Origin of the sequence: Aeromonas sp. 604282 (genome assembly GCF_049170575.1) — a bacterium.
In the GTDB taxonomy this organism is placed as follows: Bacteria; Pseudomonadota; Gammaproteobacteria; order Enterobacterales; family Aeromonadaceae; genus Aeromonas; species Aeromonas veronii_A.
Genome location: NZ_JAAKMV010000016.1, coordinates 56,202 through 74,449 on the forward strand (window position 1 = coordinate 56,202; position 18,248 = coordinate 74,449).

Genomic DNA, 18,248 nt, shown 5'->3' on the forward strand with positions numbered 1-18,248 from the left:
CTCAGTCGGCGGACGGTGCCGGTTTGACCAGAGAAAGGTAGTTGGCATCCATCTTGAGGAAGACCCCCAGCAGACGGGCACTGGCGCCGTAGAAACCAAACCGGTCGGCGGCGCGACAGGCGCTTTCGAACTTGTCAAACCAGCCCAGCAGATGACCGTGCAGCAGTGCTTCCTGCTCGTCGAGCCAGCGTTCCCGCTCGGCTGCGCTCTTGGCTTCCGCCGCGCGGATGATGAGATTGCCCATCAGATCCAGCTCGATGGCCAGATGATCCGCAGGCTCCTTGTATTTGTCGCTGACATTGATACCAAGGCGATCGAGGCGGGCCTGCATCCCGGCCATCGGGGCCTGCATCAGCAGCTTGGCATCGCCACGATAGAGCGATTCGTAGGGCAGGGCGCCCTGTTTGGGATCCACCAGAAACAGGCCGGCGAAGTCGGCAGCGAGTTCGAGTTGGCGATCCGGGCGCACCAGCAGGCGGGCGATGGCATCGTTGAGCTCGGCCACGGCTTCGCGCATCGGATCCAGGGTGGAGAGGCTTTTCAGGAAGCTTCGCACGTCATAGGTGTCATATTCGGCGATCTGCTCATCACTGAGTTCGGCGGCGAACAGGGTGGAGAACCACCAGTAGAGTTCGGCCCGGCGTTCGCTGGTAGCCATAAATTCCTGCATTTTTCCTCCGTGGATGGCAATCGGGAGCCTTGATGGCTCCCGATTCTAACGACTTTAAAAATAAAGGAAACTCAAGGGGGCGCTTTCGTCCCCCCGGGGTCAGAGTGCCGGGAACATGGGGTCGATGCCCTTGGCCGATTCCGGCGCGCCGAAGGCAGTGACGGCGGGCGCCTGTCCGCGGAACTTCTCGATCTCCACCAGCGCGGTGTGGGCCGTGGTGGCCTGCGCCAGGCTGGAGGAGCCGATGTCGGCGGTCAGCACGTTGGGATCGCCGTAGGTACAGAGAGTCCCTACCTTGCCGCCCTCTTGCGGGCCATACCAGGCTCCTTCCTGTATCCGGACTACGCCGGGGGCGTAGTCATCGCTCACCACCAGCCCAGCCAATACCTGACCGCGGCCGTTGAACACCCGCACCAGATCGCCGTCCTTGAGGCCGCGGGATTTGGCATCCTGCGGATTCATGTAGACAGGCTCGCGACCCTGCACTGTGTAGGTGGCGCGATAGTTGTCGGAGGAGCAGAGCTGGCTGTGCAGCCGCTTGTCCGGGTGGCAGGATTGCAGGTGCAGCGGGTACTGCTTGCTGCCCGGCCCGCCGTGTGAGCGCTCGTAGGGCTCGATCCAGACCGGATGGCCCGGGCAATCCCCATAGCCGTAGTCGGCAATGGTCTTGGAGTAGATCTCGATAAGGCCAGACGGGGTACCGAGGGGTTCCAGATCCGGCTCCTGACGGAACGACTCGTGACGCACCCAGGGCTGGCCTGCCGGGAAGGTGACGAAGCCTTCCCCGTGCCAGAACTGGCTGAAACGGGGCAGACGGATGCCGATGCCGCGGCCCTGCAGGCGGGCATCGTCATAGATGCTCTGGATCCACTCCAGCTTGCTCTTGCCGCCGGTGAATTCGACCTCGCGACCGAAGCGACGGCAGAGATCGGCGAAGATGTCATAGTCATCGCGCGCCTCGAACAGCGGCTCCACCACCTTGTACATGGCCAGAATGCCCGCGTTGGAGTGAGAACCCCACTGCTCGATGTCGTCCCGCTCATAGGTGGTGGTGGCGGGCAGCACGATATCGGCGAAACGGCAGCTGGCCGTCCACTGGTGATCGATGCTGACCACGGTTTCCAGCTTGCGCCAGGCGGCGACCATCTTGTTGCGATCCTGCTGGTGGTGGAACGGGTTGTTGCCGCAGAACACCGCCATCTTCATGTGGGGGTAGGTGATGGTCTGGCCGTTGAAGGCGATCTGCTTGCCCGGATTGAGGATGCAGTCGACGAAGCGGGCCACCGGAATGTATTTGGAGTAGCCCTTCCAGTCGCCGTCATGGAGTGGTTTAACGCCGGGAATGACCGAGCTGAAACCTGACATGATAGGGCCGCTGGAGGTGATGGTGCCCGCCCCGTTGTAGTGCCAGCCAAAGCCGTAACCGCCCCCCGGCAGGCCGATCTGGCCAATCATCGAGGCCAGTACCACCAGCATCCAGGCGTACTGTTCGCCGTGGTGCATACGCTGCACGCACCAGCCGCCGATAAGCTGGGTACGGCCGCTGCTCATGGTGCGGGCCAGCTCGCGGATGGTTTCGGCTGGTACGCCACAGATGGCGGCGGCCCACTCTGCGTCCTTCACCTGACCATCGCTGGTGCCCAGCAGGTAGGGCAGGAACTTGTCAAAACCGGTGGTGTAGTCTTTCAGGAACTTCTCGTCGTGGCGCTTCTCGCTGTAGAGGGTGTGGGCGATACCCAGCATTAGCGGCACGTCGGTTTGCGGATTCAGGGTCACCTGATCGCAATTGAGGTACTTCTGGGTCTTGGATTTGACCGGATCGACACTGATCACCCGGATCTCGCCCTTGGCCACCTTCTCTTTCAGCTGCGCCCAGTAGTCGTAGACGCTGTGATCCGGCACCAGCCAGCCCACCTGCAGGTTCTTGATGGGATCTGAGCCCCAGATAACGATGGTCTTGCTGTGTTCCAGCACCAGCGGCCAGGAGGTCTGCTGCTCGTACACCTCCATGGCGCCCGCCACGTGGGGCAGGATCACCTGGGCGGCACCGGTGGAGTAGTCACCGGCCTTGGCCAGATAGGTGCCGTGCAGGTTCATGGCACGCCCCAACATGGCGCCAGCAGAGTGCAGCTTGCCCACTGACTGCCAGCCGGAGTGGCCGGCATAGAGGGCGCTCGGGCCATAGGTTTTCTGCACCCGCTCCAGCTCGTGATAGAAAAAATCGAGCGCCTGAGACCAGGTGACCCGCACGAAGCGGTTCTGGCCGCGTTCGCTGGTGTTGGACTGGTGCCCCTTGCGCAGCCAGTCCAGCCGCACCATGGGGTAGCGGATGCGGGAGGGGTTGTAGACCACTTCACTCAAGGCCTTGAGCATGTCGGTGGGGTGCTTGTCGTGCTCGAACGGCAGGGTCTCGACCCAGCGGCCATCGACCACCCGGGCACGGAAGGCGCCCCAGTGGGAGCCGGACTGCACCAGTTTTTCGCCGGACTCGGCGGCCATCACGGCGCGACCGAGCAGGGAGGGGCCGATCAGGGCAGAGGCACCGCTGGCCAGCAAGCCACCCAGAAAACCACGACGGGAAATATTGATCATCTTGTTATTCCTCTTTCGAATCCGGACTTAGTGGCTGCCCTGACCACCGGTATCGGCGGCATGGTTTTGCAGGTATTTGAGCAGGGTGCGTTCCTCTTCCTTGCTCAGGCGATAGTAGGCAGACATCGCCTTGAGTCCCGAAATCCAGCCGTTGGCAGTGAAGTGAGCGGGATCCGGCGCGCCGTGGCAGGAGTTGCAGGTGGATTTGTACATCTCGCCGGCGTAATCCCAGATCGGCTTGAGCGAGGACTCAAAGCCCTTGCCATCGACCCAGGCCTGCACCTGAACCTGCTCCCACTTGATATGGGTGGTGCTGTCGGTCTCCTGTTTGAGCACTTTCTCGCTCGCTTTCAGTTCGTCACGGATGGTGGCGACGAAGACCCGCTTGCCCATGTATTCGCTCAGCACCCGGCCCTTGCCATCGCTCTCGCGCCACCCTTCGATGGTCACCTTGAGGCGATCGCCGCTGCGGTCCACCACGTCGATGCGGGAGGCGGGCAGCAGTTTGCCGACCGGGTCGGTACTCTGTTCGCTGGCATAGAGATCTTTTTCACCCAGGTTGTAGAGGGTCTCGGCGGCTGGCGCCTCTTGCGCGTCGTTGACCAGGGTGGCGTAAGTGGCCCGGAAGCCGCCCGCCATGTTGGGCAGTTCGTGGGCGATGCCCTTGTGGCACTCGATGCAGTTCATGTTCTTCGCCGCCGCATCTTTCATCGCCAGCGCTGCCGCCGGGGACTGCTTGGCGTGATCCATGTTGTCGTAGCTGTGGCAGGACTTGCAGGTCTTGGAGTTCTGGCTGCTCATCCGCGCCCACACCTTCTCGGCCAGATGCAGGCGCCGGTCTTCGAACTTCTCCTGGGTGTCGATGCTGTGGCCTATGTACTCCTGATAGAGGTCGTTGGCCGCCTCCATCTTGCGGGCCACCTTGCCGACAAAATCCTTCGGCTGGTGACAGTCGGTACAGACCGCCTGTACCCCTGAGGCATTCTTGAAGTGGATGGACTCCTTGTACTCCGGATAGACGGTGTCTTTCATGGAGTGGCAGGAGATACAGAATTCGAGGCTGCTGGTTTTCTCAAAGCCATAGTGCAGGCCTACGGTGCCCGCGAGGGTGACGCCGACGCCCACCAGAAGCAGCGCCAGTACCGACCAGCGACGGCTGGGGGTGCGCAGGAAGTGCCACAGTTTTTTCATCATGCTCTCTCACATCACTTTTTTGATGGGAGCCATGATAGGGAGGCGTTGTGAACAGGGCTGCCGCCACAAATTAATGAAATAGGGGTATTTATGACAAAATGTGAATAGAATAATCCTCCCTTGTCGACCATCGTGAACCCTGCCCATGAGCTACCACATTCTGGTTGTTGAAGATGATGCGGTTACCCGCGAGAAGCTGACCGGCTATTTCGAGCGGGAGGGCTATCGGGTGACGGCGGTCGAAAACGGCCCGGAGATGCGCGCCGTGCTGGCGGTACAAACGGTCGATCTGGTGATGCTGGATATCAACCTGCCGGGGGAAGATGGTCTGCTGCTGACCCGTGAACTGCGGGCGCGCAGCACGGTGGGGATCATTCTGGTCACCGGCCGCAGTGATGCGGTAGACCGGATAGTCGGCCTCGAGATGGGGGCCGATGACTATGTCACCAAGCCGTTCGAGCTCAGGGAACTGCTGGTGCGGGTCAAGAATCTGCTGTGGCGGATCTCGCTGGCGGCCGCCGCGCCGAGCGAGCCTGCGGTCGCTGACGATGCGGTGCGCTTTGGCCCCTGGCGTTTTGATATTCCCCGCCGCCAGCTCAGCAAGGACGGGGTGCCGGTGCGCCTGACCAAGGCCGAATATGAAGTGCTGGTGGCCTTTGTCGCCCATGCCGGGCGGGTGCTGAGCCGGGAGCGGATCCTGACCCTTATCAGCCATCGCGGCGATGGCCCGAGCGATCGCACCATCGACGTGTTGATCCGGCGGCTGCGCGGCAAGATGGAGCCGGATCCGCGGGATCCCCAGCTGTTTGTTACCGTCCATGGTGAAGGCTATCTGTTTGCAGGCGAGATAGCCTCCTGACTGCGGCGTGATGGCCTTGGTCTGTCTAACTCGCGAGGATCAGAGCGGTGGGCGGGTATCAAATTGCGGGCAGTCGTCGCCAATCTGGTGCCAGGGCGCCTTGGAGCCGACAAAGATGTGAAATGCGGGCCGCTGGCTTGGCACATCGTCCAGCACCCCGAGGCGCAGATTGATCTTGCCGCTGCTGCTCTTCTGGCTGAACAGGCTGGAACCGCAGTGACGACAGAAGGCCAGGGTGGTCTCTGCCGATTTCCGGTAGCGGCCGATGGCCTCTTCCCCCTTCACTATGGTGACATTGTTGCCATCCAGTCCGCCGACCGAGGCATAATCTCCCCCCTGAAAACTTGCGGCATTCGCTGCAGTGGCAGTTCCCCATATAGTTGAACTGATCCGGCAGGGTCAGGGCGACGGCGCCGCACAGGCAGCTGGCATGTAACTCTTTCATCTCTTCTCCTTGAGTGTGTTAATCGGATTTGGAACGGCTATTCGACCCGATAGACGGGACGAAAAGCGCCATCCGAGAGGGAATCTGCGGGGTCGGCCAGCGGTGCAGAGAGCGTCAAAATGGGTGGTCCCATCACCCGCGGACATTGTTCGGCACTGGCATCAGGGTGTTGCAGCAGGCAGACCGCCTGAGCGACCGCAAGGCGCCCCTGCAGCCGCATCTGATCGCTGTTGGCTGCCAGGATCTTCCCCCGGCGCAGGCCCCGCTGTACCCCGTGGCTGAAGTAGGTGCTCAGCACCCGGGGCCTGTCGAGATGGCGCTGCGCCAGCTCGTTGACCGCGACTTCGGCGGCGATGGCGCCCCCCACCAGATAGTCGAGGTCGGGATAGCGGGCCAGCGTCTGCTGCACCAGCGTGCGCTGGATTTCCCGGCTGTTGTCGCCGCGCTCTGTGGTGACCAGCTTGATGGCGCTCCCCTTGATGGCATCGGCAAAGCCCGGCTCGACAAAGTTGTTGCCGCCGCTTGCCTGCGGGCCGGGGAAGAGGGCGACCGAGACCGGCTTGCTGCCGGCGGGGTGGCGCTGCGCCAGCCAGTGGCCAATCTGCCAGCCCATCTGGTACCAGGAGACCCCCACCTTCGCCTGCACCAGACCGCTGGGCAGATCGTTGACCAGTCCAAAGACCGGCAGCGGCGTGACCTTGATTGCCTCGCGCAAGCCCTGATAGCTCACCGCGCCGAGCAAGATGGCATCGCTCCCTTCCTGCACGCAGCGCAGCAACTGCTGGCGCTGCTCGGCGAGGGCGCCATAGCCCCCCGCTTCGTGGATCTGCAACTTGACTCCCAGCCGCTTGGCCTCGTCCACCATGCCCTGATTGACCGAAAGCCAGTAGGCGTCGCGCAGATGGGGGTAGAGGGCACAGAGGGTCAGCGGTTTGGTTGCGGCGGCGGGTTCCGGCCACTGCTGGCGCACCGGCTGGCCGCTGAATTCGCCGCCGGGCCAGATATCGACCGCAAAGGCGAGGGCGGCGCGAGGCAGCGTGAGCAACCACATGAGCAACAACGGGGAGAGATAGACGCTTCGCATGGCCAGGGGTTTTGTTAAAGTGTTGGGGCATATTATCCGGTCAAAGCCGACCACAACCAAGGGACTTCCCGTGAGAATCTTTTCCGGCCTGGGTGGCAAGTTGCTGCTGGCCTTCTCCCTGATGGCGTTGTTGACCCTGAGTGCCTCCCTGCTGGGCTGGGTGGGGCTTAGCCATCTGCGCCAGCTGGAGCAAGGGGTGCAGCAGACGTTGGCCGATCAGGAGCTGGCCCGCACGCTCTCTCGCCTCAGCGGCGAGATCCAGAGCGCGTCGCGGCTGCTGGCCACAGCAACCAGCGAGCAGGAGCGGGAGCATCAGGGACGCTTGCTCACCCTGCAGGGGCAACAGCTGCAACAGGTGCTGGCGCAACTTGGTCGTGGGCAGGGTTCAACAAGCCTCGATCAGCTCAGCCAGAGCATTATCGGTAATCTGGGCCAGCAGGGCTGGCTGGTGGGGGAACGGTTGACCCTGATGGCGCAAGGGGAGGCGCAGCGGGCCCGTCTGGTGGCGGCGGCCGGACAGATCGCCGAGCTGGCGCGCAGCCAGATGGAGAACGCCGAAACCGTGATGGTGGCGGGATTGGGTTCCCTCTACCAACAGCAAGGCGCGCAGGCGACCCGGACGCTGGACCGCCTGCTGGAGCAGGATCTCGACTGGCTGGAGCAGATGACCGAGCTGCGTCATCGTACCCTGATGCAGCAGCAGCGCATCGAGGAGATGTGGCGCAGCGAACGGCAGGAACAGTTGCAAACGCTATTGCAAGAGGGGCAGCGGGAGCTGGCTATCTTGCAACTGCGGGCCGGGGCAGTGACCGATCCGGCACGTCGTCAGGCGGTGGAGCAGGCGCTGACCGTGCTGGCGCAGAGTGACAAGCTGGTGCAACTGCGCAGCGACTGGCTCGGCAAGGGGGAGGCGCTGCGGGTGCTGGCCAATGCCAATGAGGCCCTGATGAGCAGCCTCAATCAGCAGGTCGGTGAGCTGGTCAGCCGTGCCCGCGATTCGCTGGGGCAGAGCCAGCAGGCGCTAAGCCAGCGCCTCAGGCTGCTGGAGCAGGCGTTGATGGCCATTGGCCTGCTCACCCTGCTACTGCTGATGCTGCTGATGTGGCGCATGGTCTATGGCCGGATCGTCTGGCCGCTGCAACGGGCGGTGGCGGGGATGAGCCGGTTGGCGCGCGGGGATCTGGCCCCCCTTGAGCCGATCGCCAGTACCGGGCGCGATGAGCTGGCGGAGTTGGGCCGAGCCTTGCAGGTGTTTCGTGACAATGCGGTAGAGCTGGGCCGCTATCAGCGAGAGCTGGAGTCGCGGGTCGAGGAGCGCACCGGCCAGCTCAGCCACGCCAACGAGCGGCTCAATGAGGAGGTGGAGAAGCAGCGGCAGGCCCGCGCCGAGGCAGAACAGGCCAACCGCGCCAAATCGGTGTTTCTCGCCACCATGAGCCACGAGATCCGCACCCCCATGAACGGCATTCTCGGGGGCCTGACGCTGCTGGAAGATACCCATCTCAGCGATACCCAGCAGCGCTATCTGGCCGCCATCGAGCACAGTGGCGAATCCCTGCTGGAGATCCTCAACGACATTCTCGACTACTCCAAGATAGAGGCGGGCCATGTGGAGGCGCGCCGCGAGCCCTTCCCCCTGTTCCTGCTGATGGATGAGCTCAGCGCGTTGTTCCGGCCAAAGGCAGCGGCCAAGGGGGTCACCCTGGCGCTGGAATATGCGCCCGAGCTGGCGCCTGTGGTCGAGGGGGATCTGGGCAAACTGCGCCAGGTGCTCGGCAACTTGCTCGGCAATGCAGTCAAGTTTACCGCCCGTGGCCAGATTACCCTGACGGTGGCGCCCCTTGTCTGTCACGGCCCTTGCGCCGAGCCCTGTATCCGCTTCGTGGTGCGCGATACCGGCCCCGGCATTCCGGCCGATGAGCAGGAGGCGGTGTTCGAGGCGTTTCGCCAGCGCAAGCGTGATATAGGCCATCAGGGCGGCACCGGGCTGGGTCTGGCGATCAGCCGCAAGCTGGTGGCCGCCATGGGGGGCGAGCTTATCCTTGCCAGCGAACCGGGCAAGGGGTGTGAATTCAGCTTCAGTTTGCCGTTGCAGCGTTCGAGCGCCCAGTTGCCTGCCGAGGCGCAACCGCTGCACCTTGGCCAGTCCCGTGACATCCTGCTGGTGGAGGATAACGAGATCAACCGGCTGGTGGCGCAAGGCATGCTGACCCGCCTCGGCCATCGCGTCACCCTGGCGGAGGATGGTCGCAGCGCGCTGGCGCTGGTGACCGAGCGTCCCTTCGAGCTGGCGCTGCTCGATATCAATCTGCCCGATATGGACGGGATGAGCCTGCGCGAGGATCTGGCAGCCATCAGTGAGGAGATGCATGAACGGCCGCTGCCAGCCATCGCCATCTCGGCCCAGATGTATCCGGAGGATATCCGCCACTGCCTTGCCGCCGGCTTCGTCGATTTTGTCGGCAAGCCGGTGCGGCTGGCGGTGCTGGCGAACGCCATAGATCAACTATTTCGGCAAGAAGGGGCCTCTATCGAGCCGCAGGTGCAGTTATCAGTAGCCGTGCCCCCAACTAACCAGCCCGAGTGGGCCAATCCGGTGCTGGATGCCGATCTGCCCCTGCTCGGCATGGCGCGGATCCGCCAGCTGGTCGCGCTGTTTGAGTCGCAAGGGCGGGTGTTGGTGGATAAGTTGGCTCAGGGTGAGGGAAGTGAGCAACGTCAGCTGGCGCACAAGCTCAAGGGGAGTGCGCTGGCGCTGGGGTTGACCGAATTTGCCAGCCACTGTGCGGCTCTTGAGGCGGGGGGCGGTGAGCCTGCGACAATCGGGGCGCAATTTGAAGCGGCGGTGAGCGGGTTGCAGCTGTGGCTGGCGGCCAACAGGGATTCGCCGTTCTGATCCCTGCTGGCGATGCACAACGTTCAGAGGGGGCCAGCCCCTGCGCCGTTATTCGCTCTCGCGAAACAGCACCTGCTTGCACTTGGCACAGACCCATTCCCGGCGAAAATCGGTCAGGTGCACCATGCCTACCTCCAGCAACTCGTGGTGGCCGCAGTGATAACAGAAGATGATGTCGCCATCGACTGATTCAGGGTGGGCCGCCAGATATTCGGCTTTGGTGGGGAGCTGCTCCCACGAGGTGGTGGGGAGATGTTTGCGTTGGCTGGTGTAGTAGACCCAGTAGAACAGAAAAAAGACAGCCAGGATCACGAATGTCAGCAGATGGTCCATCTTGAACTCCTCCGGTTAGGTGCAGCCCCTCGGATGCATGGCTGCAATCAGCTCCATCATCATTAAATTTGTTTCGAATGAATATGTTACAGGATGGATAAAGAGGGCGTTGTGATCCCCTTCGGGTTTTGCCCGCCCGCAGCGGGATGAAAAATGTGTCGTTTGGCGGAGCGGCCAGGGTATTGAACGGGGAGGGAATCTTGTTTTTTACAACATAAATTCAACATTTTTTTAGGTGGTTGGACTGTCTCTTTGATCCAGCTCACGTTACAATGCCCGCGCCCACTTCACCTAACGCGCAAACGATTTTCAGGAGAGAAACGGATGTTGAAACGTGACATGACCATCGCCAATTATGATCCGCAATTGTGGCAGGCCATCACAGACGAAACCCGTCGTCAGGAAGAGCATATCGAGCTGATTGCGTCTGAGAACTACACCAGCCCCCGTGTCATGGAAGCCCAGGGCTCCCAGCTGACCAACAAGTACGCCGAAGGTTACCCCTCCAAGCGTTACTACGGTGGTTGCGAGTATGTGGATGTGGTCGAAACCCTGGCTATCGAGCGCGCCAAAGAGCTGTTCGGTGCCACTTACGCCAACGTGCAGCCGCACTCCGGCTCCCAGGCCAACAGCGCCGTCTACATGGCCCTGCTGCAGCCGGGCGACACCGTACTGGGCATGAACCTGGCCCACGGCGGTCACCTGACCCACGGCTCTCCGGTCAACTTCTCCGGCAAGCTGTACAACATCGTGCCTTACGGTATCGATGAGTCCGGCAAGATCGATTACGACGACATGGAACGTCAGGCTGTCGAGCACAAGCCGAAGATGATGATCGGTGGCTTCTCTGCCTACTCCGGCATCGTTGACTGGGCCCGCATGCGCGAAATCGCCGACAAGGTCGGTGCCTACCTGTTCGTCGACATGGCCCACGTGGCTGGTCTGATTGCCGCTGGCGTCTACCCGAACCCGGTGCCCCACGCTCACGTGGTCACCTCCACCACCCACAAGACCCTGGCCGGTCCGCGCGGTGGTCTGATCCTCTCCGCCGCTGACGACGAGGAGCTCTACAAGAAGCTCAACTCTGCCGTCTTCCCGGGTGGTCAGGGTGGCCCGCTGATGCACGTCATCGCCGGTAAAGCCGTTGCCTTCAAAGAGGCGCTGGAGCCGGAGTTCAAGACCTATCAGGCTCAGGTCGTGAAAAACGCCAAGGCGATGGCTGCGACCTTTATCGAGCGCGGTTACAAGATCGTCTCCGGCGGAACCGACAACCACCTGATGCTGGTTGATCTGATCGGTCGCGAGCTGACTGGTAAGGATGCTGACGCTGCGCTGGGCAAAGCCAACATCACCGTCAACAAGAACTCCGTGCCCAACGACCCGCGCTCCCCGTTCGTCACCTCCGGTGTACGCATCGGTACCCCGGCCATCACCCGCCGCGGTTTCAAGGAAGCCGAGTCCATCGAGCTGACCCACTGGATCTGCGACGTACTGGACAATCACGACAACGATGCCGTGCTGGCCACTGTACGCGAGAAGGTGCTGGATATCTGCCGCCGCTTCCCGGTTTATGGCTGATAAGCCAGACCGTTCGGTTTGAGACCAATGCCACCTGCGGGTGGCATTGTTTTTTCTGGCTTTTACCGGTTTTGGATGGCCGTGCTACACTGGCCGACCTAGATCCTGGCCCGCCGGGCCGGTCCCTGTTCCATTAACGCCGGAGGTCCGATGCATTGCCCATTCTGTAGTGCGGTTGATACCAAGGTGATCGATTCCCGTCTGGTGGCAGAAGGCCATCAGGTGCGCCGCCGTCGTGAGTGTCTGCTCTGTCACGAGCGTTTTACCACCTTCGAGATGGCCGAGCTGGTGATGCCCCGCGTCATCAAGTCCAACGGCTCCCGCGAGCCGTTCAATGAAGACAAGCTGCGCGCCGGCATCCTGCGGGCGCTGGAGAAGCGGCCAGTGAGCATGGAGGCCATCGAAAAAGCGGTCAACCATATCAAATCCCGCCTGCGAGCCACCGGCGAGCGCGAAGTCGCCTCCGAGCTGGTGGGCAATCTGGTGATGGATGAGCTCAAGAGTCTGGACAAGGTGGCCTATATCCGCTTTGCCTCCGTCTATCGCAGCTTCGAAGATATTCGCGAGTTCGGCGAAGAGATCGCCAAGCTGGAAAAATAAATCTTCCCGGAAGCTGGCTCGATTAGCGAAGCGTCATCGGATGCGGTAACGCAGCCAGTTACCTGATGCGATACGGCTTGGATGTTGTTGAAAACAGGAGCCCGAATGTTTAGTCAAGATGATTACCAATGGATGAGTCGGGCCCTCGAACTGGCCCGCCGCGGCCGCTACACCACGGCCCCCAACCCCTGCGTCGGCGCCGTGCTGGTCAAAGATGGCGTGGTGGTTGGCGAAGGGTGGCATCAGAAGGCGGGTGAACCCCATGCCGAGGTTTACGCCCTGCGCGCCGCCGGTGACAACGCCCGTGGCGCCACCGCCTATGTGACCCTCGAACCCTGCTCCCATCACGGTCGTACTCCCCCCTGCGCCGAGGCGCTGATCAATGCTGGCGTAGCGCGGGTGGTGGCGGCCATGGTCGATCCCAATCCCCAGGTGGGTGGGCGTGGCCTGCGTATGCTCTCCGAAGCGGGGATCAAGACCGATTTCGGCCTGTTGGCGAGTGAAGCCGAAGCGCTCAACCCGGGCTTTTTCAAGCGGATGCGTACTGCCTTCCCGCGAGTGACCGTCAAGCTGGGGGCCAGCCTCGATGGCCGCACCGCCATGGCGAGCGGCGAGAGCCAGTGGATCACCTCCCCGGATGCGCGCCGTGACGTGCAGCGACTGCGGGCCCGCCACGATGCGGTGCTCTCCAGCGCTGAAACCGTGCTGGCCGATGGCGCTTCCCTGACCGTGCGCTGGGACGAGCTGCCCCCCTCGGTCAAGGCGAGCTACCCCAAAGAGACCCTGCGCCAGCCGCTGCGGGTCATCGTCGATTCGCAAAACCGGCTTACCCCAGATCTGCCGCTATTCCAGAGCGAGAGCCCGGTGCTGCTGGCCCGCCACAAGGCTGCTGGCGAGTGGCCTTCGTGGGTGCAGCAGCTGGAGCTGCCGCTGCTGGATGGTAAGCTGGATCTGGTCAGCCTCTTCATGCTGCTGGCCAAGCAGAACGTCAACTCGGTACTGGTCGAAGCGGGCCCGCGGCTCTGCGGCGCTCTGCTGGAAAAAGGGCTGGTGGATGAGCTGGTGCTCTATCAGGCGCCCAAACTGATGGGCGACGAGGGGCGCGGCCTGTTCCATCTGCCCGGCCTGACCCGGCTGTTCCAGGCGCCCAAGCTCGCCATCAAGGATGTGCGCATGGTGGGGCCGGATATTCGCATTACCGCCAAAATAGCCTGATCTTTCAATGTTCAAGGGGGCAGCAGCTGCCCCTGTCATCAGCAAGGTGATCTGCATGTTTACCGGAATTATCGAAGCGGTGGGGACCCTGGCCGAACTGCGTCGTCAGGGGGAGGACATGGCCCTTACCGTCCATGCCCCGAGCCTGGATTTTAGCGACGTCAAGCTGGGCGACTCCATCGCTACCAACGGCGTCTGCCTCACCGTGGTGGCGCTGGGCGACAAGAGCTATACCGCCGATGTGTCGCTGGAAACCCTCTCCCGTACCGGCTTTGCCGCCGCCAGAGTGGGCGATCGGGTCAACCTCGAGAAGGCGCTGATGCCCACCTCCCGCCTCGGTGGCCATCTGGTCTCCGGCCACGTAGACGGGGTAGGGGAAGTGAAAAGCGTCTCCAGCAGCGGCCGCGCCATTGAATACTGGATCAAGGCGCCGGGGGAGCTCTCCCGCTACATCGCCGAGAAGGGGTCAATCGCGGTGGATGGTATCAGCCTCACCGTCAACGCGGTGCAGGGCGACCTGTTTCGCCTGACGATCGTGCCCCACACCGCCCAGGAGACCACCATCGCCAGCTGGAAGCCGGGTCACAAGGTCAACCTCGAGGTCGATCAGATCGCCCGCTATCTGGAGCGGCTGATGATGGGCAAGAGTCAGGAGAGCAGCGCCTCTACCCTGACTCTGGACAAGCTGGCCAAGGCCGGTTTTCTCTGATGGTCGGGGTGCTGGCCCCGACCAAAACGATTTTCTGTGATCCCGCTCCGATTGAAATGGGGCCATGCGCCCCAATCTAGAGCAGCATATCTCGCATTCCCGTTGAGCCTGCGGGCTCAATCCCCAAATAGACAGATGGAGTAGCCCATGGCGCTGAGCACAACCCAGGAAATCATTGCCGACATCAAGGCTGGCAAGATGGTGATCCTGATGGATGACGAAGACAGGGAGAACGAAGGGGACCTCATCATGGCCGCCTCCTGTGTCCGTCCGGAGGATATCAACTTCATGGCCCGCTACGGCCGTGGCCTCATCTGCCTGACCCTGACCCGGGATCGCTGCAAGCAATTGGCGCTGCCGCTGATGGTGGATCGCAATAATGCCCAGTTCTCCACCGCCTTTACCGTCTCCATCGAGGCGGCAGAAGGGGTGACCACGGGTATCTCAGCCGCGGATCGCGCGGTGACCGTGCAGGCGGCTGTGGCGCCCAACGCCAAGGCGGCCGATCTGGTGCAGCCGGGCCATATCTTCCCGCTGATGGCGCAGGATGGCGGCGTGCTGACCCGCGCCGGTCACACCGAAGCCGGTTGCGATCTGGCCCGTCTGGCCGGTTTCGAGCCTGCCGCCGTCATCGTCGAGATCCTCAACGAAGATGGCACCATGGCGCGCCGTCCTGACCTGGAGCTGTTCGCCGAGGAGCACGGCATCAAGCTTGGCACCATCGCCGACCTTATCGAGTACCGCAACCAGCACGAGACCACGGTCGAGAAGGTGGCCGAGTGCAAGCTGCCCACCGAGTTTGGCGAGTTCGACCTCATCACCTTCCGCGACACCATCGACAATCAGGTGCACTTTGCCCTGAAAAAGGGTGAGGTGCAGGCCGATCAGCCGACCCTGGTTCGCGTCCATCTGCACGACGTGCTGAGCGATCTGTTGCTGACCGATCGCCACGCCGCCCGCAGCTGGCCGCTGCCCAAATCCATGGCCCGCATTGCTGACGAAGGCGGCGTGCTGGTGATTTTGGGGGCGGAATCCCATGGCGCCGAGCTGCTGGCCCGGGTCAAGGGTTTTGAAGCCGCCGACAAGGGGCTAGCGCCGGAAGGAGCCAAGTGGCAGGGCACCTCGCGCCGGGTGGGTGTCGGTTCCCAGATCCTCAAGGCCCTTGGCGTGAGCAAGATGCGCCTTTTGAGCTCACCGAAGAAGTACCATGCCCTCGGTGGTTTCGGTCTGGAAGTGGTTGAGTACATCGGCGAGTAACGTTCTACCAGAGAAGTACCATCCCCTTCCGGGCGGTTTCGGTCTGGAAGTCGTGGAATTTACCGGCGAGTAAGCGCGCCGGACTGGTTAAATCGCGATCATGGCCGTCTATTGCGGCCATGGTTTTTGTCGTGGGTCTGTTGTGCTAGAATGTGCGCACTTTTGACTCCGGCCCTTTTGATTGCACAGATACAGGATTTCCAATGAAGGTTATCGAAGGAAATATCGCCGCTCCTGAGGCGCGTGTTGCTATTGTTGTTGCCCGTTTCAACAGCTTCATCAACGACAGTCTGGTGAACGGCGCGGTGGACGTACTGAAGCGTCAAGGTCAAGTGCAGGACAGCAACCTGACACTGGTAAAAGTGCCGGGCGCGGTTGAAATGCCATTGGTCATCAAGAAGCTGGCCAAGAGTGGTCAATACGATGCCATCGTGGCGGTCGGTACTGTCATCCGTGGCGGCACCTATCACTTCGACTTGGTGGCAAACGAGAACAGCAAGGGCATGGCCCAGGTAATGATGGAATATGAAATTCCCGTTGCCTTCGGTGTGTTGACCACTGAAAACATTGAACAAGCCATCGAGCGTGCAGGTACCAAGGCGGGTAACAAGGGTGCAGAGGCTGCACTGGCAGCGCTCGAAATGATCAACGTCCTGAAAGAACTGGACGTGTAACGAGGAGAAGTACATTGAAACCGTCTGAGCGCCGTAAAGCCCGCCATTGCGCCACCCAGGCCATCTACCAGTGGCAGATGACCAAAGCTAACGTGGGTGACATCGAAGAGCAGTTCAAGATCGATCAGGACACCAAGGGTGTAGACCTGAACTATTTCCGCGATCTGCTGTTCGGGGTAGCCCTCCACTGCAGCGAGCTGGACAAGGTGTTTGCACCTTTCCTCTCCCGTCCGCTGGAAGAAGTGGACATGGTGGACAAGGCGATCCTGCGTCTGGCGACCTACGAGCTGACTCGTCGTGATGATGTTCCGCCGCGCGTGGTCATCAACGAAGCGATCGAGCTGGCCAAAGCTTTTGCTGCCGATGACAGCCACAAGTTTGTCAACGGTGTACTGGACAAGGTGATCAAGTCGCTGAACAAGCGTTGATCCTGCTGTCCGTCAGCATCTAAGAGAGGAGCCAGCTTATTGCTGGCTTTTTACTGTATGGGTGAATTTGAGCTGATTGATAAGTACTTCAAGGTTCCCCACGCCCGCAAGGACGTGGTGATGGGCCCTGGAGATGACTGTGCCCTGCTGACCCTGCCCCCCGATACCCAGCTGGCGGTGAGCACCGACACTCTGGTGAGCGGCGTACACTTCTTTCCCGACATGGATCCGGTGGATCTCGGCTACAAGGCGCTGGCGGTCAATCTCTCCGATCTCGCCGCCATGGGGGCCGAGCCGCGCTGGGTCTCGCTGGCGCTGACCCTGCCTGCCATCAACGAAGGTTGGGTCGCCGGTTTTGCCGAAGGGTTTCTGGAGCTGGCCGAGTACTACAATGTGGCGCTGGTGGGCGGAGACATGACCCGCGGGCCGCTCTCCATCACCATCTCGGTGAAGGGATCGGTGCCTGCCGGGCGCGCTCTGATGCGCAGCGGTGCCAAAGCCGGTGACGGCATCTATGTGACCGGCACTCTGGGAGATGCCGCGCTGGCGCTTTCCCACCTGCTGGGCAAACGTACCCTCAACGAGAACCAGCTGGCCGCCGTGCTGCCACGGCTCGACCACCCCCATCCCCGCATTCTGGCCGGTCAGGCGCTGCGCGGGCTGGCGGGTAGTGCGCTGGATCTCTCCGACGGTCTGGCATCGGATCTCGGCCATATCCTCAAGGCGTCCGGTGTGCGGGCCCAGATCGATCTCGATATGCTGCCGCTCTCGCCGGTGCTGCAGGATGCGGTGAGCGAGCAGGAGGCGTGGCAACTGGCGCTGGCCGGTGGCGATGACTACGAGCTCTGCTTCACCGTACCGGAGGAGCACCGCGGCGCGCTCGATACGGCGCTGGCCCACAGCGGGGTCAAGTTCAGCCGCATCGGCCGCATCGTGGCGGGCGAGCCGGGCATCGACTACCTGCGTGGCGACCAAGCGGTCGAGCTGCAACTGAAAGGGTGGGATCACTTCGCATGAGTTTGTTCAGGATAAAGCCCGAGCTGACACGACTGGATCTGAAAAATCCGCTTCATTTTTTGGCGGTGGGGTTTGGTTCCGGTCTCAGCCCCAAGGCGCCAGGCACCATGGGCACCCTGGCGGCCATTCCGCTCTACCTGCTGGTGAGCGGTCTGCCGACCTATTGGTTTATCGCCTTGCTGGCGGTGGGTTTTGTTGTGGGGATCCGTATCTGCCAGAGCGCCACCGATGCCATCGGCATGCCGGATCATGGCGCCATCGTCTGGGACGAGGTGATCGGTTTTGGCGTCACCATGATCGCCGCGCCAGCCGGCTGGGAGTGGGTGGTGGCGGGCTTCGCGCTGTTCCGGTTGTTTGATGTGCTCAAGCCCTGGCCCATCTCCTGGTTTGATCGCCGGATCCACGGTGGCCTGGGCATCATGCTGGACGATCTGATCGCCGGCCTGTTCGCCCTGTTTTGTATGCAATTACTGGCATTCTGGCTCGGTTGAGAGCCATCTTCCGGGGGATGACTGTTCTTGCATCCCCCGATTTATATCTGCTTAATTTTCATTCATCGGCATATGCTGCCGTTTATCATCCATTTCACATAAATATTCACTACTCATTCGGGGCTGGTGATTGTTTTGGAAATAGTGATAAATGCTGCTTGTTGCGTTGTTGTTGAAATTAAAGTAATGATACCAATAGAAGTACG

The 18,248-nt window shown here is 61.7% G+C and carries 16 protein-coding genes and 1 pseudogene; 11 read left to right on the forward strand and 6 right to left on the reverse strand.

The features are described 5' to 3' along the window. Position 1: 1 nt before the first annotated feature. The 3 genes from torD to torC all read right to left on the reverse strand — a co-directional run bounded on the left by torD (position 2) and on the right by torC (position 4,456). Entirely contained in the window at positions 2-670 is a 669-nt protein-coding gene (gene torD / locus G5367_RS17225; RefSeq protein WP_337073545.1) for a molecular chaperone TorD, read from the reverse strand. Between the two features lie 99 nt (positions 671-769). Then, the gene (torA, locus tag G5367_RS17230) at positions 770-3,262 is read right to left on the reverse strand and encodes a trimethylamine-N-oxide reductase TorA (protein ID WP_421244664.1); all 2,493 of its coding nucleotides are present in this window, start codon (positions 3,260-3,262) and stop codon (positions 770-772) included. Between the two features lie 27 nt (positions 3,263-3,289). Beyond that, positions 3,290-4,456 carry a pentaheme c-type cytochrome TorC gene (gene torC / locus G5367_RS17235; RefSeq protein ID WP_267516931.1) on the reverse strand — a complete coding sequence of 389 codons (1,167 nt, stop codon included), beginning with the start codon at positions 4,454-4,456 and terminating at the stop codon, positions 3,290-3,292. Positions 4,457-4,601: 145 nt separating this feature from the next. Here torC and torR point away from each other — a divergent pair, with 145 nt between their 5' ends. Further along, entirely contained in the window at positions 4,602-5,315 is a 714-nt protein-coding gene (gene torR, locus G5367_RS17240) for a two-component system response regulator TorR (protein ID WP_421213170.1), read from the forward strand. 39 nt (positions 5,316-5,354) lie between these two features. Here the strand turns inward: torR and G5367_RS17245 are convergent. Together G5367_RS17245 and torT are read right to left on the reverse strand one after the other, a co-directional pair. Further along, positions 5,355-5,760: pseudogene (locus tag G5367_RS17245) on the reverse strand (GFA family protein). 37 nt (positions 5,761-5,797) lie between these two features. Next, positions 5,798-6,844 carry a TMAO reductase system periplasmic protein TorT gene (gene torT / locus G5367_RS17250; protein ID WP_421244663.1) on the reverse strand — a complete coding sequence of 349 codons (1,047 nt, stop codon included), beginning with the start codon at positions 6,842-6,844 and terminating at the stop codon, positions 5,798-5,800. A 70-nt stretch (positions 6,845-6,914) separates the two neighbouring features. Here torT and torS point away from each other — a divergent pair, with 70 nt between their 5' ends. Next, entirely contained in the window at positions 6,915-9,740 is a 2,826-nt protein-coding gene (gene torS, locus G5367_RS17255) for a TMAO reductase system sensor histidine kinase/response regulator TorS (RefSeq protein ID WP_421244662.1), read from the forward strand. A 48-nt stretch (positions 9,741-9,788) separates the two neighbouring features. Here the strand turns inward: torS and G5367_RS17260 are convergent, their stop codons facing one another. Next, positions 9,789-10,073 carry a hypothetical protein gene (locus G5367_RS17260; RefSeq protein ID WP_118854254.1) on the reverse strand — a complete coding sequence of 95 codons (285 nt, stop codon included), beginning with the start codon at positions 10,071-10,073 and terminating at the stop codon, positions 9,789-9,791. A 324-nt stretch (positions 10,074-10,397) separates the two neighbouring features. Here G5367_RS17260 and glyA point away from each other — a divergent pair, with 324 nt between their 5' ends. The 9 genes from glyA to G5367_RS17305 all read left to right on the forward strand — a co-directional run bounded on the left by glyA (position 10,398) and on the right by G5367_RS17305 (position 18,042). After that, a complete protein-coding gene (gene glyA, locus G5367_RS17265; RefSeq protein WP_005338884.1) occupies positions 10,398-11,651 on the forward strand; it encodes a serine hydroxymethyltransferase in 1,254 nt (417 codons plus the stop codon). A 150-nt stretch (positions 11,652-11,801) separates the two neighbouring features. After that, positions 11,802-12,251, forward strand: a complete 450-nt coding sequence (gene nrdR, locus G5367_RS17270) for a transcriptional regulator NrdR (protein WP_005338880.1) — start codon at positions 11,802-11,804, stop codon at positions 12,249-12,251. 105 nt (positions 12,252-12,356) lie between these two features. Continuing rightward, positions 12,357-13,466: a bifunctional diaminohydroxyphosphoribosylaminopyrimidine deaminase/5-amino-6-(5-phosphoribosylamino)uracil reductase RibD gene (gene ribD, locus G5367_RS17275; RefSeq protein ID WP_421244661.1), complete on the forward strand. Its 1,110-nt coding sequence runs from the start codon at positions 12,357-12,359 to the stop codon at positions 13,464-13,466. A gap of 55 nt (positions 13,467-13,521) precedes the next feature. Continuing rightward, positions 13,522-14,175, forward strand: coding sequence for a riboflavin synthase (locus tag G5367_RS17280; protein ID WP_203977377.1), 654 nt, complete (start codon positions 13,522-13,524; stop codon positions 14,173-14,175). 147 nt (positions 14,176-14,322) lie between these two features. Beyond that, entirely contained in the window at positions 14,323-15,432 is a 1,110-nt protein-coding gene (gene ribBA, locus G5367_RS17285) for a bifunctional 3,4-dihydroxy-2-butanone-4-phosphate synthase/GTP cyclohydrolase II (RefSeq protein ID WP_101531049.1), read from the forward strand. A gap of 203 nt (positions 15,433-15,635) precedes the next feature. After that, the gene (ribE, locus tag G5367_RS17290) at positions 15,636-16,106 is read left to right on the forward strand and encodes a 6,7-dimethyl-8-ribityllumazine synthase (protein ID WP_005338866.1); all 471 of its coding nucleotides are present in this window, start codon (positions 15,636-15,638) and stop codon (positions 16,104-16,106) included. A 14-nt stretch (positions 16,107-16,120) separates the two neighbouring features. Next, positions 16,121-16,534: a transcription antitermination factor NusB gene (gene nusB / locus G5367_RS17295; protein WP_005343514.1), complete on the forward strand. Its 414-nt coding sequence runs from the start codon at positions 16,121-16,123 to the stop codon at positions 16,532-16,534. A gap of 57 nt (positions 16,535-16,591) precedes the next feature. Continuing rightward, positions 16,592-17,551 carry a thiamine-phosphate kinase gene (thiL, locus tag G5367_RS17300; RefSeq protein WP_323914540.1) on the forward strand — a complete coding sequence of 320 codons (960 nt, stop codon included), beginning with the start codon at positions 16,592-16,594 and terminating at the stop codon, positions 17,549-17,551. After that, on the forward strand, positions 17,548-18,042 hold the full coding sequence (locus tag G5367_RS17305) for a phosphatidylglycerophosphatase A (RefSeq protein ID WP_021230380.1): 495 nt from the start codon (positions 17,548-17,550) through the stop codon (positions 18,040-18,042). Before thiL ends, G5367_RS17305 begins: the two co-directional genes overlap by 4 nt. The last annotated feature ends 206 nt before the right edge of the window (positions 18,043-18,248 follow it).

What these genes read in the sequence shown, in the direction of transcription:
- torD (WP_337073545.1), bottom strand. Translation starts at nt 670, where the DNA reads ATGCAGGAATTTATGGCTACCAGCGAACGCCGGGCCGAACTCTACTGG.
- torA (WP_421244664.1), bottom strand. Translation starts at nt 3,262, where the DNA reads ATGATCAATATTTCCCGTCGTGGTTTTCTGGGTGGCTTGCTGGCCAGC.
- torC (WP_267516931.1), bottom strand. Translation starts at nt 4,456, where the DNA reads ATGATGAAAAAACTGTGGCACTTCCTGCGCACCCCCAGCCGTCGCTGG.
- torR (WP_421213170.1), top strand. Translation starts at nt 4,602, where the DNA reads ATGAGCTACCACATTCTGGTTGTTGAAGATGATGCGGTTACCCGCGAG.
- torT (WP_421244663.1), bottom strand. Translation starts at nt 6,844, where the DNA reads ATGCGAAGCGTCTATCTCTCCCCGTTGTTGCTCATGTGGTTGCTCACG.
- G5367_RS17260 (WP_118854254.1), bottom strand. Translation starts at nt 10,073, where the DNA reads ATGGACCATCTGCTGACATTCGTGATCCTGGCTGTCTTTTTTCTGTTC.
- glyA (WP_005338884.1), top strand. Translation starts at nt 10,398, where the DNA reads ATGTTGAAACGTGACATGACCATCGCCAATTATGATCCGCAATTGTGG.
- nrdR (WP_005338880.1), top strand. Translation starts at nt 11,802, where the DNA reads ATGCATTGCCCATTCTGTAGTGCGGTTGATACCAAGGTGATCGATTCC.
- ribD (WP_421244661.1), top strand. Translation starts at nt 12,357, where the DNA reads ATGTTTAGTCAAGATGATTACCAATGGATGAGTCGGGCCCTCGAACTG.
- G5367_RS17280 (WP_203977377.1), top strand. Translation starts at nt 13,522, where the DNA reads ATGTTTACCGGAATTATCGAAGCGGTGGGGACCCTGGCCGAACTGCGT.
- ribBA (WP_101531049.1), top strand. Translation starts at nt 14,323, where the DNA reads ATGGCGCTGAGCACAACCCAGGAAATCATTGCCGACATCAAGGCTGGC.
- ribE (WP_005338866.1), top strand. Translation starts at nt 15,636, where the DNA reads ATGAAGGTTATCGAAGGAAATATCGCCGCTCCTGAGGCGCGTGTTGCT.
- thiL (WP_323914540.1), top strand. Translation starts at nt 16,592, where the DNA reads ATGGGTGAATTTGAGCTGATTGATAAGTACTTCAAGGTTCCCCACGCC.
- G5367_RS17305 (WP_021230380.1), top strand. Translation starts at nt 17,548, where the DNA reads ATGAGTTTGTTCAGGATAAAGCCCGAGCTGACACGACTGGATCTGAAA.